Source organism: Rubripirellula amarantea (genome assembly GCF_007859865.1).
GTDB classification, from domain to species: domain Bacteria; phylum Planctomycetota; class Planctomycetia; order Pirellulales; family Pirellulaceae; genus Rubripirellula; species Rubripirellula amarantea.
This window is the reverse complement of sequence record NZ_SJPI01000002.1, coordinates 1,514,955-1,531,135: the sequence shown is the minus strand read 5'-3', so window position 1 is coordinate 1,531,135 and position 16,181 is coordinate 1,514,955. Positions and strand designations below refer to the sequence as shown.

General features: G+C 53.9%; 10 protein-coding genes and 2 pseudogenes. 5 read left to right on the top strand and 7 right to left on the bottom strand.

Annotated features, from left to right (window positions below):
• The first annotated feature begins 442 nt into the window (after positions 1-442).
• Entirely contained in the window at positions 443-691 is a 249-nt protein-coding gene (locus tag Pla22_RS19165; protein ID WP_146516342.1) for a hypothetical protein, read from the top strand.
• A gap of 637 nt (positions 692-1,328) precedes the next feature.
• Here the strand turns inward: Pla22_RS19165 and hemC are convergent.
• On the bottom strand, positions 1,329-2,243 hold the full coding sequence (gene hemC / locus Pla22_RS19160; RefSeq protein ID WP_146516341.1) for a hydroxymethylbilane synthase: 915 nt from the start codon (positions 2,241-2,243) through the stop codon (positions 1,329-1,331).
• Positions 2,244-2,388: 145 nt separating this feature from the next.
• On the opposite strand from hemC, the gene Pla22_RS19155 reads away from it, so the two are divergent.
• Entirely contained in the window at positions 2,389-5,088 is a 2,700-nt protein-coding gene (locus Pla22_RS19155; protein WP_146516340.1) for a protein kinase domain-containing protein, read from the top strand.
• An 87-nt stretch (positions 5,089-5,175) separates the two neighbouring features.
• On the opposite strand, the gene Pla22_RS19150 is transcribed toward Pla22_RS19155, so the two are convergent.
• The 4 genes and pseudogenes from Pla22_RS19150 to Pla22_RS25995 form a co-directional block, all read right to left on the bottom strand.
• A complete protein-coding gene (locus tag Pla22_RS19150; RefSeq protein WP_146516339.1) occupies positions 5,176-6,393 on the bottom strand; it encodes a type II secretion system F family protein in 1,218 nt (405 codons plus the stop codon).
• Positions 6,394-6,521: 128 nt separating this feature from the next.
• The gene (locus Pla22_RS19145) at positions 6,522-8,207 is read right to left on the bottom strand and encodes a GspE/PulE family protein (RefSeq protein ID WP_146516338.1); all 1,686 of its coding nucleotides are present in this window, start codon (positions 8,205-8,207) and stop codon (positions 6,522-6,524) included.
• A 66-nt stretch (positions 8,208-8,273) separates the two neighbouring features.
• A pseudogene (locus tag Pla22_RS26000) lies at positions 8,274-9,290 on the bottom strand (secretin N-terminal domain-containing protein); the annotation flags it as partial.
• Positions 9,291-9,869: 579 nt separating this feature from the next.
• Positions 9,870-10,067: pseudogene (locus tag Pla22_RS25995) on the bottom strand (secretin N-terminal domain-containing protein); the annotation flags it as partial.
• 1,693 nt (positions 10,068-11,760) lie between these two features.
• Between Pla22_RS25995 and map the strand changes: the two are divergent.
• On the top strand, positions 11,761-12,585 hold the full coding sequence (map, locus tag Pla22_RS19135) for a type I methionyl aminopeptidase (protein ID WP_146516336.1): 825 nt from the start codon (positions 11,761-11,763) through the stop codon (positions 12,583-12,585).
• A gap of 80 nt (positions 12,586-12,665) precedes the next feature.
• On the opposite strand, the gene Pla22_RS19130 is transcribed toward map, so the two are convergent.
• On the bottom strand, positions 12,666-13,190 hold the full coding sequence (locus Pla22_RS19130; protein WP_242632158.1) for a hypothetical protein: 525 nt from the start codon (positions 13,188-13,190) through the stop codon (positions 12,666-12,668).
• A 39-nt stretch (positions 13,191-13,229) separates the two neighbouring features.
• Positions 13,230-13,616: a group I truncated hemoglobin gene (locus Pla22_RS19125; RefSeq protein WP_146516335.1), complete on the bottom strand. Its 387-nt coding sequence runs from the start codon at positions 13,614-13,616 to the stop codon at positions 13,230-13,232.
• 354 nt (positions 13,617-13,970) lie between these two features.
• Here Pla22_RS19125 and Pla22_RS19120 point away from each other — a divergent pair, with 354 nt between their 5' ends.
• Positions 13,971-14,558 carry a hypothetical protein gene (locus Pla22_RS19120; RefSeq protein WP_146516334.1) on the top strand — a complete coding sequence of 196 codons (588 nt, stop codon included), beginning with the start codon at positions 13,971-13,973 and terminating at the stop codon, positions 14,556-14,558.
• 131 nt (positions 14,559-14,689) lie between these two features.
• A complete protein-coding gene (locus Pla22_RS19115) occupies positions 14,690-16,126 on the top strand; it encodes an aldehyde dehydrogenase family protein (RefSeq protein WP_146516333.1) in 1,437 nt (478 codons plus the stop codon).
• The last annotated feature ends 55 nt before the right edge of the window (positions 16,127-16,181 follow it).

Below are 16,181 nucleotides of genomic sequence, written 5' to 3'. Positions count from 1 at the left end.
GAAAGAATATGGGATGAGGAAGGTGTAACGCGTGAGTCCAGTTAGACGTGATAGGTCAACGGACGAGATGCGTCAGCGGTAGTGTATGGCGAATAAACCGTCCGGCCAGAATCGCTGGAATTTGAACTTGCGAATTCTGATCAACCGTTTGTAGCATCCCGCCAGCACGGCAACCCGAGAGCAAAGCAACCCACGATTGTGGTAACCCACGAGTGTGTTAATCAGGGGAATCGTTGCAAGCGTTGCAGTCGCTGGACCTTGACCATGATGGTGGCAAATAAAACGATCAGGCCAAGTCCGGGTTGCTCGTTTTTTTGGAACGACGTTTGCGAGATAGAATTTTACTCGCTTATTACTTCTCAGCGTGCAATTGTTTTCTTACGCCTCTTACCTGCCGCGCGTAAGGCGACAAACCACTTTGCCAAACTCGGGAGCAACAGCCATGACGCTGAACGAAATTGCAACTCGCGATCGCCGTACCCGCGAAAAAATCGCTCAAACCTTTCGTAACGATCGCATGCTGCAAGCTCACGCTGATTCGCTGCAGATCGATGTCCAGGACTCTCGAGTGGTTATCTCGGGTGAGTTACCTTCGGAAACGCTCGTGCAGTTGCTATTGCCCGCGATTCGACGTGTCGGCGTTCTGAGCCAAGTGAGCGTGAACGTCAGCATTCGCTCACAGGCCGCCTGATGATCTTCACGTAGGGCTGATGATGCTGCGTAGCATTCGCTGCCGACAAACGGCACATGCTTAATCCGGGCTGCACCTGGCAAGTTCGGTGCCGTCGTAAACCGCCCTTTCGCTGAGTCGAGTCCGTCAGATCAGAGACCAAGATCGTGAAGGCGTGAAGGTGCAAGGTGTGCCAGAATTGATCGCACCGCTGTGCTAGTTCTGATCGCACGTATGTGCCAAAGCTGCCCGCAATGCTTGGCCCGCTGCCGCGTCTATCGAAAACAGCGAAAAAAAAGCCGAATGACAATCAGCGAGTGATTGCCATTCGGCCTTAAACTTGCTTCGAGATTTCGGCGGCAAAATGGAGCCGCTGGGAGAAACGCGTAGATCTCAGCGTGCTTCTGCACAAGCCTTTTAATGATCTAGGCGAACCCTAAAAATGATCCCTCTGCCGAAAACTACTATCTCGAAGCGCGAAGGCTTTGTTCAAAGCCAACGCCTGAAGTTTAGACACGCCTAGGCGGTCAGCAAAGTGCATCGACAGAACTTTCTGGTCAGATCACCAAATTGTAGCAGCACGCTGGATAATTCACGAAAAGACCGAATATTCAGATTGCCCAGGTTCGCAATTTTTGATCGCGATTTTCTTGGTGGCTTAGCGAACAATTAATTCGGCTGCGCCTCTTTCGATCAATCGCTCACTCAATTGAGCCGCCAATTCCAGTGCGGATGACTCATCAATTGCGTCAATCTCACCCTGTTCATCTAGTCGGGTCAGGCCATCTTGCGACAACACGACGGCTGACATCTTCAGTCGTCCATCTTCGATGACGGCGTACGCTCCGATGGGTGCAAGACATCCCCCATGCAATCGCGCTAACAATGCTCGTTCAGCAACAACGGAAATCCGAGTATCGCGATGGTTTAGGAACTGCAGCGCTTCATACGCGTCGTCGTCATCACTGCGGACCTCGATCCCCAAGGCGCCTTGACCCGGCGCAGGAAGCATTTCTTCAAGCGTGCAGTGGTATCGCGGTAAATCGTTCATTTCCAGACGCACGATTCCTGCGTCAGCGAGCATGATCGCGTCGAATTCTTGGGACTCCAGTTTCGACAGTCTCGTTTGGACATTCCCACGAATGGGTTGGACATCCAGATCACTGCGGAGCGATAACAACTGGGCGGCTCGTCGGCGGCTGCCGGTGCCCACCTTAGCGCTGGCAGGCAGTTCGGCGATCGACATGCTCGAAGGGGACACAAGACAATCTGCAACGGTCTCTCGGGTTGGTACGGCGGCCAGGCGAAAATGCTCGTTAATTTCCGTGGGCAGGTCCTTGAGCGAGTGAACAGCCACATCCGCTTCGTCATCAGCCAAGGCTTGCTGAATTCGCTTGGTAAATACCCCAACCTGTCGCGTGCCATCGATGGGGGCCATGTCCACATCGCCACCGCTAACCAACGGAACGAGAATTGATTCGATACCTTGCTGATTTAGCTGGCTGGCCACAAATTCGGCCTGCCACAGCGCAAGTGGGCTCTGGCGCGTGGCAATGCGAATGGGCGTCTTCATAAATAGCTTTCGCGAGGGGTACACTCAAAGGTTTATGCTAGAATTTCAGCAGGCAGAACCTTTTCTGTCTAGCGGCACGTAAACACCTTTTCTCGCCCGTGCATCTCGCCCGTCACTTTCTTAACACTCTTTGTGATCCAACCGCGTGACCGATTTTTCTGAAGAATCGCTGCCGATCTCCGAAGAACCTACCCGGGATTTTTCCGGGATATCAGGTTCCGAAGCGGACTTTTGCGATTTTGACGGCTTTGATTTGTCGGCGAATCTCAAGGCCACTAAGAATGATTTTGGCGATACTCCTAAACGCATCGGTGATTACGAATTGCGAGGGTTGATTGGCTCGGGCGGCATGGGCAACGTCTACCTGGCCGAACATGTCCGTATGCAGCGAATCGTTGCCATCAAAATGTTGCCCATCGAGCGAATGGACAACGAAGACGCGGTGGCTCGCTTCTATGCCGAAGTGCGAGCGGCGTCGCGATTGTTGCATCCCAATATTGTTGCTGCGTTCGACGCTGGGGAAGTGGAATCCGAAGAGTTCGGGGTCGTTCACTTCTTGGCAATGGAGTACGTCGACGGAATGACGCTAACTCAGGTCATCAGCGGAAGCGGGCCAATGAGCGTTGGTGAGGCTGCCGCAACCATTCGGCAAGCCGCCCTCGGTTTACTGCATGCTCATCGCAGTGGAATTGTTCACCGTGACGTCAAACCGGGGAACCTGATGCGGTCCAAAGACGGCACTGTGAAAGTGTTGGACCTAGGTTTGGCTCAAATGCAAAACGTGGCGCTAAATTCTAACAGCGATCCCCAAGAACCGTCCGATCCCGAATCAAAGTCCGCAACTCGTGGCCGCTTGATTGGTACGTTGCCGTTCATGTCACCCGAACAACTTGAAGATCCTGACAACGTCGATTCGCGAAGTGACATTTATTCGCTCGGCGCAACGCTGTATTTCTTGTTGACGGCCAACCCACCGTTCACGGGTGAATACTTGGATCAGGTTTACGGCCATCGTCATGGCGAAATCCCTGATCTGATGCAAGCTCGCGACGACGTCGACTTGAACTTTGCCAATATCTTTTCGCGGATGATGGCAAAGTCGCCGGACCAGCGATACGCTTCGCTTGACGAGGTGATCGACGACCTGGGGAATTATGCCAGCGAATCGGACACGCCCAATTGGCTCGCCGAGTTTGCGCAGCGTCAATCCAGGCCTGACTTGTCGACCGTGTCAGGCGGATCAACCTCCGGCGCGACTGCTACCGTGCTGGGAATCGACTTTGGGATGCAGTACGCGTCGATCGCGGTTTCGTCGCCCGATGGGACGATCACTTCGCTAGCGCCTGGACGCGACGGCCATCGGCTATTTCGGATGGCCATCGCTAGTAACCCGGGTTTGGTATTTGATGCCGACGCAATGGACCTACGCGCACGATCACCCCAGGCGATGGTGCACTGCGTTCACATGTACATCGGCAATAAGCTGGTCAACCGAAGCGTCGCGAGCCGGCAATGTCCGCCGGAAGTTTTGTTGGCAATGTTGATGAAGCGAATGCTGTCGGACTCGTCCTACAAAGGTCCTGCACCGCATGCGACTGCGATTACGGTACCGTCGAGTTACGACCAATTGCATCGTCGCAGCATTTCGCAGGCGGCCGAATTGGCGGGCTTCAGTTCGGTTCGGATCGTTGATCGATCCATTGCTGCGGTCCAATCGCTTTCCATTTCTGAGTCGACGGTCGAACCATCGACAACCGCAGATCAAGAGTCGCCATCGAACGATTCAGAGCCACGTTTGACTGTGTCTCAGGACAAGAACGAGACGATCCTGTTTATCTCGGTGACGGGATCGGCAACGGAGGTCGCGCTGATTCGACGCAGTGCATTGCGGCTGCAGCAGCTTTCAACCGCAGGACATTGGTTGCAAGGGAGCCTTCCTTGGCTGCAGCGACTCGTTGATATCGCTGCGGAGCTGATCAAAGAACAAACAGGCGTCAATCCGAAGAAGAGTATTCATTCCGCGACGCAATTGCAGATCGAATGCGAGAAGGCGATGAACGCCATGTTGTTGATGACGTCGACCAGCATCGCGATCACGATGAAAGGCAAACCGGTATCGGTCACAGTCGACAGATCGGTTTGGTTGGCATCCTGCTTGGACTTGATGGAAGCGGTCGGTCAGGCAATCGAAACGTGTTGTAAAGAAGCTTCGGTAGACCCCAGTGAGATCGACCTGTGTGCGTCGCTAGGGGCGCTGCTGCGGATCAAGCAGGTCCGCGAACGAGTCTTGCCTGAAGCGATTCAGGACATCGAAATGCAGTCGATCGATCGCGCGGACGTGGCACGAGGGGCGGCGGCTTGCTTGGCCTCGGAACTACCCGGGCGTAGTGACATCATGATGCCTCCGCGCACGGTGACGAGCCATTCGATTGGGATCCTGGTCGAGGACGCGAAGGGTCGTCGCCGGATCTTGCCGATCATTCCCAAGGGCACGTTGTTGCCCGCCCGCACCAATCGACGTCTAACCGCAAGTTCTAAACGTGAATCGATGACTGTGTCGTTGGTGGAATCCGCCGGCGTCAAAGATGACAACTGGCAAACGCTCGGACGCTATGATCTCGACGTTGGGTCAGGGGCGGGCGACCAACGAACTCGCACGATTGGCTTCGAAGTGAATGTCAACGGGTTACTAACCGTCCGCGCCCCAATGCCGGTTTCAAGCACAAAGTCCAACACTGCATCGGTCCACGCCAGCACAAAGTTGTCGCCGCTTCCCGAACCGAACTTATCGGCTCAGGAAATAAGCGAATGGAAAACGTGGATCGACAAGACGATGGATGTCTAACGCACCGAAGCTGGCAAGAACCAATCGTGCGATAACGCCGGCTCGCCTTACCGCTTGCTTCATCGCTCGCGTCACCGCCGAATCGACTTAAAGCGTCGTGCTCGATTTTAGAACTGGAACGAGTAGCGAAAGGACAACGCCTAGTACTAGAATCGCCATCACGAGCAGCATGATTGGTTCGAGCAAACGAACGAACAGGTCCAAGCGGCGGAAGGTGATCTTTTCGAGCGAATCCGCGATATCGGGCAACACGGTGTCGAGTGAATTGCTTTCTTCACCAACACTGATCATTTCGATCACCGACGGTGGAAAGTAACCGGATGCACGGAGGGGCGAAGCCAGGCTTTCACCACTCTTGATGTTCTCGGTGGCTGACGTAATCGAACGCGAAAGCAGGCGGTTGCCCGCAGCAGTGCTGCTGATTTCAAGCGACTTTAATATGGGAACGCCGTTACCCAGCAGCGTACCGAGCACGCGGCAAAATCGAGCCACTGACAAGTTCATTAAGATGTTGCCCAGCACGGGGATCTTCAACTTGAAACGATCTGCGGTGTCCCGTCCCGCATCGGTCTTCAGGTGCATTCGGATCGCAATGACAAGTCCAGCCATCGCAACCAACAAGATCCAGCCGTAACTTTGTAGGAAGGCACTGAATGATAGCAGCCATTCCGTCATCACTGGCATTTGCCCCTTGGACCGCAAGCGTTCAAAAAGCATGTCGAATTTGGGAACGAAGAAGACCAACAATGCTGACAATACGACGCTGCCGACTGAAAACAGGAAGATCGGGTAAGCCATCGCGCTGACCGTACGCCCCTTCAAGTCTTCTTGCAATTCGGTGAAAGCCCCCACGCGTTCGAGCGCGTCTTCAAGAAACCCACCTTCACTGCCCGCTCGGACCATGTTGCACCCCATGTCACTGAAGATCTTGGGGTAAGCGGCCATCGCGTCGCCAAGCGATTCACCATCTTCAACGCGTCCGCGAATTTCGCTAATCACTTCACCAAGCACGGGACTACTGGATTGTTCGCCCAAAACGTTTAGCGAGCGGATCATCGGCACACCTGCGCGCAACAGGGATGCGAGTTGCGAATAGAAAACGGCCATCACTTGACCGTTGACTTTCTTTCGCCCGCCCGACATCGTCGCGACGACACCGGTCTTGGTAGAGCTGTCCTTGACGTTAACAGGAAAGAGCGACCGTTCCGAAAGCATCACCGCCACGTCTCGTTCGTTGTTCGCTTCGAGCGAACCAGTGACCAATTTGCCGGTCATGTCGCGAGCAGTGTAAGAGAAGGTTGCCATGAAAGTTGGAACGGAAATCATTCCGTTTGAATTAAGTGGATGAATGACACAGCGAGGTTAAATCGCCGATTAGAACGAGCATGGTGAAAGAAGAATTATAGCTGAGCGATCATTTCGAAGTTCACGCGTTACTGAACGTCGCCCTTGGTCACTCGCAAGAGTTCGTCAACACTGGTGTGGCCCGCGATGACCTTATCGAATGCGTCCATTCGCAACGTTCGCATTCCATTGTTGACTGCTTCACGCCGAATGTTCCAACTGCTAGCACGGTCCTGAGCCAGTTGCCGAATCGCGTCGTTGGTGACTAGTAATTCGTAAATACCCATTCGGCCGCTGTATCCAAATCCACGACATTCGCGACAACCGACGGGTTGATACAGCGTTTCACCGTTGAAGCGATCGTGGGGGAAGTCAGGGGGCAAGTCCGCTTTGGACGGCTCAACAGGTTCTTTGCAGTGAGGGCACAAACGACGCAACAACCGTTGTGCCATCACTCCTTCGACGGTTCCGGCAACCAAAAACGGCTCGACGCCCATGTCGCCCATTCGAGTGAACGCGCTTGATGCATCGTTGGTGTGCAAGGTGCTAAACACGAGGTGTCCGGTCAGCGACGCCTGGATCGCATTTTCAGCCGTTTCCAAGTCACGAATTTCACCGACGAGGACGACGTCCGGGTCATGACGCAAGATACTTCGCAGCGAGGCGGCGAAAGTAAGGCCGATCTTAGGATGGACCTGAATTTGATTGATTCCATCAAGCTGATACTCGACCGGATCTTCCGTCGTGATGATCTTCGTTTCCGGCGATCGAATCTGAAGCAGGCTGCTGTAAAGCGTTGTCGTTTTACCAGAACCGGTGGGACCCGTAACCAGCACGATACCGTGTGGCAATTGAATGATCTTGCTGAAACGATCATAAATTTCACGCGACATGCCCAAGCTTTGCAGCTCGAATACCATCGACGCCTTATCGAGAATCCGCATGACCAAGCCTTCGCCGTGGATCATCGGAATCACACTCAAGCGAATGTCGACTTCGCGGCCGTGAACGCGAAGCTTGATTCGACCGTCTTGAGGCAATCGTTTTTCGGCAATGTTCAAGTGTGCCATGATCTTCAAACGGCTGATGATCGCAGCTTGGAACCGGTTGATCTCTGGCGGCGTGGGCTGCGTATGCAGAATTCCGTCGATTCGAAAACGAACGACTAAGCCGCTACCTTGCGATTCGATGTGGACGTCACTGGTCCGCGACTGAATGGCTTCCAACAAGATCTCGTTCACCAATCGAACCACCGAGGCTTCCTGAGCCATTTCGCTCAGTTCGCTGCCGTCGGTTTCCAACTGCTCAAGCAATTCGACTTCGCTTTCGCCCTTGGCCGCCATCATGCCTTCGATGGTTTCGCTACCGACACCGAGGTGTCGATTCATCAGGCGAGCGATTTCTTCTTTCTGGGCCACGACCGGCACAATATTTCGCCCCGTGGCCGCACTCGCTTCGTCGAGCGGGTAGAGGTCAAGCGGATCGCTGGTAGCGACGACGATCGAATCATCCGAAAAGCCGATCGGAAAAAGCGAGTTACGGTAGATCAGCTTCTGTGGGAAATCTTTCAAGGCTTCGAGGTCGATGTCACGCGTGCGCAGGTCGACGTATTCCAAACCCACTTCGTCGGCGAGCGCTTCGAGTGCCTTTTGTTCATCGATGTAACCAAGCGAAACCGCTGCCTGCAATACGCCCGAGGTATCGGCCTTGATGCTCTGCTGAAGCTGTTCGTCGTTCAGCAGTCCGCGGCGATGAAGAATATTTCCAGCTTGCATGGTTTAAAAGCTAAATGAGTTTAAAAAAGATCGAATGGTCGCCTGAGAATTGCCAGTGTGAGACGATTACTGTCCGCCTCGCCGGCCTCCTCCTCCGCCACCACCGCCAGGTCGACCACCACCAAAGCCACCACCGCCGGATCGGCCGCCACCAAAGGGACTGCCTCCTCCTCCGCCACCGCCACGAAGCGAGCGGAAGAATTCGATACGTCGTTGGATATCGGCTGCGCTTTGTTCCGTGCTGGTGCTGGATCCTGACGTACTTGTGCTAGATGCGGTGGAGCCGGACTTCGAGTCGCTGCTCGATGTCGATCCCGTTTGCTTGCCCAATATTGACTCCAACGCCGCCTTCATAACGTCTGGGTTTACGTTGCCACTGATCGTATAGGTAGTAACGGTCTCCTCGGTATTCATCCCGCCAGCATCAAGTTGCCGGACGAGTTCTTCGACATCAGCAAAATCGTTGGGTGTTGCGACAACGACAAGCGAGTTGCTCTTTGCATCGACGGCAATGTTGATCTTTGTGGGTTGGCTAGTGGTCCCTTCTTTATCTTGTCCGCCACCACCACCGCCTCCACGAAGTGCTTGGAAAAAATCTCGCGGTGAGGGTCCGCCGCCTCCGCCACCGCCACCGCCTCCTCCGCCACCACCGCTTTGCTTGGAACTTTGTCCTTCGATGCGGTCGCCAAGGACTTCTTTGATCACTTTGGCAACCTCAGCAGCATCCTGGTAGATCACGGGAATGATCCCGGGGCGACCTTTGGTTTCAATGTTCTCGGGACTTTCGGCACGGTCGATTTTTTCCAAGATCATTTCAATCTTTTGCAGGTCACCGGAATTGGCTTGCACGAATAACGCATTGAGCCTCGCATCGGGAACAATGCTGATCGAACCGGTTGCGGTCAAAATTGACTTCGCTGAACTGGATTGCGATTCACCGCCGCCTCCCATGCCCATCAAGCCGCCCAGCATCCCGCCGCCAAACCCACCAGACACGCTATCGACGGCTGATGAGATTGCGCTTTCGGTTCCGCCGAGCACCTTAGAAATCAATTCCGCAGCTTCGTCGGCTTTGGTGTACTTGAGCCAGTAAATCGTGGGCAGGTCAGAGGTCGACAAGTTGGGTTCCGCAAGTGATTTCATGAGCGACTCGAAAGCATCGAGTGCCTCTGTGTCCTCCGATGCAATCAAGATTCCGGCCGGAGTCATCTGGATCACAATATCGCCGCCACCCATGGTGCTGATCGAAGTTTCCTTACCGAGGTCTTCGTCACCTGAGGTTTGATCCGGCGATTGAGGCTCGGTGACCCAGGTGTATTGAGCGGTAGGCTGTGATGCGTACTGGGGCGAATTCTTCGTGCCAGCACGATAGCTTGCTTCGGTCGTGCCCTCGAGTTCTAGGGGCGGTTGCTTGCGAGCGGGCGCACGCCGCTTGTCGTCTTCGGGTTCCGGGCGTCGGATGCGACGTTCTTGAATTCCGCCCGAAGGATTTTCGGACTGAAACTGCGAAGGTGTGATCACGCGAATCGAGTTGGATCGTCCTGTGACGGGCCACAGACTTTGCGCATGGATCAGGGCATCTTGGCCAACACGACCTGAGTACGGCAACACGCGAACCTTGTCGCTCATTTCACCCAGAGGACTGCCGCCTTCAAGTTCGCCGATCAATCGTTCCACCGTGGCGATTTGCTCAGGCGTTCCGCGAACCCATAGTTTGCCGGTTTCTGGGTCTCCGTCGATGGTTGGTCCCACGCCGCCTTCCGCGCTGACTCCGAAGAACTTGTTGATCGTCAGCAATGCTTGTGCGGGATCGAGACGTCGCAATTCTATGATCTTGAAGTCTTGACCCTTGCCTTCCATTTCAGCGATTGATTTCGAAATCATCTCGTGCGTTTGCGGACGTGCCCACGCAACGATCGAGTTCGTCTTGGGGTCGATCGCGATACGCGCGTCGGGGGTTCCAGCCAGCAAGGTTTGCAGAACGTCAAAAACCGTCGCGGTATCGGCAATGTTGATGCGGTGAGTTCTAAAGTTTGGCAAAGCAATTTCTTCGCCATCTTCCGCCGCCGCAATCACAATCGGGGTGTCGGCTTTAACCACCAACGATTTCAACAGGCCTGTTTTGCCTGGCAAACCGGTGGCGTAGATTCGGTCGGCTAATGGGCTGACCGAAATTCGAATGTCTTCGCTGGAGTTCTCGCCGGGTTCAATCCCTAAAAGGGGTCTCGCAATCTCAAGCACTTCGTCTGCGCTTCGGTGTTTGAGAACGATTTCGATCACTTCGGTGTCAGCGGTTTCCGTTGATCGAAGCAAATCTCGGATTGCGATCAACTTCGTCGCGGTCTCGGTCACTTTGACCTGTCGAGCGCTTTCAAGCACGACCACTCGGCCCCACGGCCCGATCAACTGAGCGAGCTCCTCTCGAGCCGCTTGAGCGGTAAGGCTTCCCAGTGGAAACACCGTGCTAACAATGTCGCTGCGGCCTCTCGAATCGAGTTGGTCTGGCGGAACGAGCTCGGCAATTTCGCTGATCAGCTTTTCTGCGTTCTCGGCTTCCAGGTCGATCACCTGCAACAGTCGACCTCGACGTACAACCGAGTAGCCTCGTTTCATCAAAGAAAGGTTGAGCACATCGAGTGCATCGCCAATCGAATAGCTGCGTTGTGGATCGGCGAAGGTAAAGGTGCCCAGGGGCACTTGATCGAGCTGAAGCGATAGGTCGGCTTCCTCGGCAAACCACTCGAGAACGCTACGCCAATCGGCCCCGGAAAAATTGAATTTCAACATCCCCTCGCTGTCAGTAACCCTAGATTCAGGGGCTTGCGCGGGGGCTAGGGGGCTCGTGAAGCTTCCCCAAACGAGGATTAGCGAGAGCGCCGCAGGGACGCTAAGAGAGCAGCGGTCGAAATTCATTTTCATAAATAGAGACCAATAGGCCTTGTTTTGTGCTGTAAAGAGACTGACTTATCGTAGTCACTTGAGGTAACTTCGCAGAACGTTCTTCCCGTGATCTCGATCCCGTAGAGCTTCGAGAACGGTTGACATTCGTTCTAACCCCTGCATGCGGAACAAGTTTTGCTCCCCGCGGTTGATTTTTGACTTCTTCGGGCTCGGTTTCGTGTCGCTCATTGCAAGGCTCTGCTTTCAAATCCCTAATTTTGGCCGCCCGATTTCAAGTCTTGGGCTGTGCTCGGTCGGCTGGTACCATAGGGCCATTCGTCAACGGTGCCTGGCCGTTCGGGGTTTGGGAGCACTAGGTCCTGGAAACCGGATGCTGGGACTAACTGAATTCGGGGTTTGCCTGATATCGGGGCTGCCTGATGGCGGGGCTCGCCCGACGGCGGGGCCTGCTGGGCGGCGGCTTTGCCGAAGTCGTGCTGACCCGCCGAAGTGCCCGTTGAAGTTGAAAGTAGTCGTTAAGATTTAGTGCCCGTAATATTTGAAACTGTCACGCAGCAGCGAACTAGCGACGAACCAATGACGATGATTAGCGGGCACTGAACTGAATTGTCGGATTGCCCTTCCCTCGGATCTCCTCGAACCCTTCAAGTTGATGTTGAAGAAGCAAAAGAAGCTCATCCTCACCCCTGAGCAACAAGATTCAATGCGGCGTGCTGGACGTGTGAACGCGCAGTTGATGGACTACCTGCGACCGCATGTGCATGCGGGAGTCACGACTGGGAAAATTGACCAGCTCGTCAGCGACTGGACCCGCGATCATGGTCATGTCGCTGCAACGCTGGGATATCAGAACTACCCCAAGAGCTGTTGCACGAGCGTGAACGAAGTGATCTGTCACGGGATTCCCGATGACTATGAACTCAAGGACGGCGACATTATCAACGTGGACATCACGACCATCGTCGATGGATGGCATGGCGATCAAAGCGAGACGTTCATGATCGGTGAAGTGTCCGAAGAGAAGCGTGCCGTGATGCAGTGTGCATTTGATTGCATGCACCTTGCCATCGACGCGTTGACCCCTGGATGTCGCGTTTCATTGATTGGTGAAACGGTGGTTCCCGAGGCTCATCGCCGAGGCTTCACGGTGGTTCGCGAATACGTTGGTCATGGACTGGGCCGTCAATTCCACCTGGACCCATCCATTCCTCACTTTCCCAATCGCCAAAGCCGTATCGACCGACTGTATCCCGGCATGTGTTTCACGGTCGAGCCAATGATCAATGCCGGCAGTCGCTACACTCGCAGTGACAAGTCCGATGGTTGGACTGTGCGAACGAAAGATGGACGGCCCTCCGCCCAATTCGAGCACTCCGTTTTGATGACCGAAGACGGACCCGAAATATTGACGGGCACCCAGCACGGTCCGCAAAAAGGGCACGTGTTTCATTCCGCCGCAGCGGTATCTGAATCGTAGTGAACTCTCATCCAAGACTAGCATCCAAGACTTACATCTTCATCGTAGCTAAGTTTGACATCGCAAGAACCTTGCGATGTCTAGTTGGATTGCTTGGCAGCAGCCACAACTTGGTTGAATCGTTCATGCAGCGTGTGCATCTGATCGGCGCTTAAGTTTTGGCCGATCAAGCTGGCGACATGCAGCGTTACGATTACTAATAAACAGAATGGGATCAGTACGATTGCCCACGGGCGGTCGCCCAGGAACCACTGCACGTACGCGAAGATCGCAGCACCGAAGGCAATGATCGCCATCACGCCATACACGGCCATGAACATCGTCCAAATCTCGGGCCGAGGTGAGAAGCGTGCTCGAACCTGCGATCCTTCCTCGAGCGAATGCACTTGGACGGATAAGTGCGGTGACCAGAATCGTCGTTCCTGTGGATCGATTTTGAAGTCGATACAGGTACCAGCCGTGGATACATGATCACGGAAATCAAACTGAGGAATTGAATCGCGGATTCGTTTCGCAAAGTCGGATGCCTCATCGCTTAGCTCAAGACTAAACGTGGGTTGCATCTTTAGCAGCGATCGCCAACGCGAGGTGTCTGGTTCGTTCATCGAAGCCACCTTCGGTTGAATATGATTCGGGAGCAATCGCTAACCATCGACGTTGGCATCTCCGGTAATCTTGTCTTTGTACAACGCCAAACGACCTAACACTTCGTCGACGTCCTGAGGACTTGCCCCATGACGTTCGAGTGTCTCGGCAAAATGCCCGCAGAATTTAGCAAAGTGCTGACCGGTGATTCCACGGCCGGCATGAACCGACGTCAGTTCAGCGCCCGTGTACCCAGCAGGACCGTCCAGCGCAGAAGCCAAAAACTGAAACTGCATATGATGCAGACGCTCCATCGGCGTGTTCGCGAAGAACGGGGCGAGTTCTTCGTCGCGCAAAACGCTCTCGTACATTTCTTTAACCATTATCGTCAGTGACTCTGCGCCGCCCAGGCGATCAAAAAGCGAGTCTTTGCTATTTTCCGTCATCAATCATCACTTTCATTCGAAATCACTGGTTAAGAAAGGCAACTTTCGAGTTGGCCAATTTGATTACGGTGAAAACACCGCTAGAACTTGATCGCATCTTGGTCATTGACCATCGTTGTGCTAACTACAACATAAACGATTCTTAGCTTTAGTTCATGTACTCAAGCCCAGTCGTCGTCAAGGACAACCAAGGTATCTGCTTGGATTGAGACATTACGCACACGGGGATGCGGATGATCTGTCCCTTCATGATTCAAGCGATCGACTAAATTAGTATTCGTTCCCGCGCCATCGCTAAGAATGATCGCCTAGCCAACACTAAATTTTGACTCCTCCGACGATAAGGATGACCCTATGAATCGCACGCTCGCTTCTTTCCTGTTCAGCATCATTTTGGTGTTAGGGTTCGTTCCGGGGACTTTGCTTGGTGCGGACTGGCACCCCGAGGACGACACGTTCGATCCGACCATTCATTCGGTGGTGATTGGGAACGCGTCATGGATTGGTGATCCATCGCCGTTCGTTCACACCGGCACATCCCGCACCGGATACACGTACGTGAATTCAACGAACTACGCGGGCATGGATCCTTCGGTCCAACTTTCGCTGATGGTCCCATTGAAGCCTGGTGAAGCCGCACCTCCGGCTGGTGGAATGCTGATGCTCGATGCGAATCAAACCGAAACTTTGCTCAAGGCGTTTGCCAAAGCCATTGAGTCAAAACCGACGGACAAGGTCCAGCGATCGAAAGTTGAAACGGCTTTGAAGGACGCGGAGTGGGCGTTATCGGTTGACTCGGATCAGGACGCAAGATTTCTTCAGTTGGAGAACAAAACAAAAGATAAAGTCGATACCTATCGCTTTTCGGTCAATGCGTCGAAAAAATTGGTTGGAGCGATCGAGCACTCGCTGAAAAAGCTCACCGCCGAAGCCAACAAATAGTCTGATATGCTCACGACCAACATGCCGTATCGTCGTCAGATATCTTTCTTTCGAATCATCGCGAGCTCTATTGGTATCGCTATCAACGCGAACGAGTATCCGACACCAAACCAATCGCTGAGTGCGCAACGATGAGCATCTTGAAGGACGTCTATCCGCTCTATTTGAACAATAAAGCAGAGCAACCCAACGATGATCTCGCGGTGACTGACAAGTTTACCGGTAAGGTCGCGTTTAGAGTTGCTCTTGCCAATCGTGAAATGATCAACACCGCGATTGCAGGTTGCGTGCGAGCGGTCGAGCCAATGGCGCGGATGGCAAGCTATGAACGCCAAGACGTCTTGATGCACTGCGTCGAAAGATTCAAAGACCGGTTTGACGAACTTGCATATTCTCTTTGCGTGGAAGCGGGCAAGCCGATTAAGGACAGCGAAGGCGAAGTTTCGCGGCTGATCGATACGTTTCGGATCGCTGCTGAGGAATCAGTGCGGATGACCGGTGAGGTTCAACCGCTCGATATCTCGCAGAGATCCAAGGGCTATCAGGGCATGTGGAAGCGAGTTCCCATCGGCCCATGCAGTTTTATTTCGCCATTCAATTTTCCGCTGAACTTGGCCGCCCACAAAATCGCGCCGGCCATTGCGGTTGGATGTCCGTTGGTGATGAAACCTGCCAGCCGGACGCCTTTGGGAGCGATCATGATCGGCGAGGTACTGGCTGAAACGAGCTTGCCCATTGGGGCGTTCTCGATTCTTCCCGTTCGTCGCGAAGCAGCGGATCAATTCACAGTCGATGATCGACTAAAACTATTGTCCTTCACCGGTTCGTCGGATGTGGGTTGGGAATTGAAGGCCAAGGCGGGAAAGAAGAAAGTGGTGTTGGAACTCGGTGGCAACGCTGCCGTCGTTATTGATCAGGACGCTGATTTGGACGACGCGTTGGAACGCATCATCGTGGGCGCCTTCTACCAGTCCGGGCAAAGCTGTGTGAGCGTCCAACGCATTATCATTCACGACAATATTTATGATCAGTTTCGCGATCGGCTAATCGAGCGGACCCGCGAGCTTGTTTGCGGCGATCCCAAAGATCGTTCGACATTTATCGGTCCCATGATTGACGACAAAGAGGCCGAGCGACTGGAAGGTTGGATTAGCGAAGCAGTCGCGGACGGGGCTAAACTTCTTTGCGGTGGCCAACGAACAGGGGCAATGATGACCGCGACATTGTTGGAAGATGTGCCCGCAAATGCAAAGGTGAACCGTGAAGAAGCGTTTGGCCCGCTCGCGATTCTGTCCCGCTTTTCTAATTTTGACGCGGCCCTCGATCAAGTAAACGACAGCAAGTTTGGCTTGCAGGCAGGCATCTTCACTCGCGATCTGTTCAAATCATTGGATGCCTGGGATCGACTCGAAGTTGGCGGCGTCGTTATTAACGATGTCCCCAGCTATCGCGTGGACAATATGCCTTACGGCGGAGTCAAGGATTCGGGGCTAGGACGCGAAGGAATTCGTTTCGCAATGGAAGAAATGACAGAAATTCGCAACCTGGTAATTCGAAGAAACTCGTAAGTCATGCTGATGCCTGTTTTCCAGCGTCAGTGGCTCAACCACTTATCACCAAAAA

Coding starts and splice junctions, on each gene's coding strand:
- Pla22_RS19165 (WP_146516342.1), top strand. CDS start 443: ATGACGCTGAACGAAATTGCAACTCGCGATCGCCGTACCCGCGAAAAA.
- hemC (WP_146516341.1), bottom strand. CDS start 2,243: ATGAAGACGCCCATTCGCATTGCCACGCGCCAGAGCCCACTTGCGCTG.
- Pla22_RS19150 (WP_146516339.1), bottom strand. CDS start 6,393: ATGGCAACCTTCTCTTACACTGCTCGCGACATGACCGGCAAATTGGTC.
- Pla22_RS19145 (WP_146516338.1), bottom strand. CDS start 8,207: ATGCAAGCTGGAAATATTCTTCATCGCCGCGGACTGCTGAACGACGAA.
- map (WP_146516336.1), top strand. CDS start 11,761: ATGTTGAAGAAGCAAAAGAAGCTCATCCTCACCCCTGAGCAACAAGAT.
- Pla22_RS19130 (WP_242632158.1), bottom strand. CDS start 13,190: ATGAACGAACCAGACACCTCGCGTTGGCGATCGCTGCTAAAGATGCAA.
- Pla22_RS19125 (WP_146516335.1), bottom strand. CDS start 13,616: ATGACGGAAAATAGCAAAGACTCGCTTTTTGATCGCCTGGGCGGCGCA.
- Pla22_RS19120 (WP_146516334.1), top strand. CDS start 13,971: ATGAATCGCACGCTCGCTTCTTTCCTGTTCAGCATCATTTTGGTGTTA.
- Pla22_RS19115 (WP_146516333.1), top strand. CDS start 14,690: ATGAGCATCTTGAAGGACGTCTATCCGCTCTATTTGAACAATAAAGCA.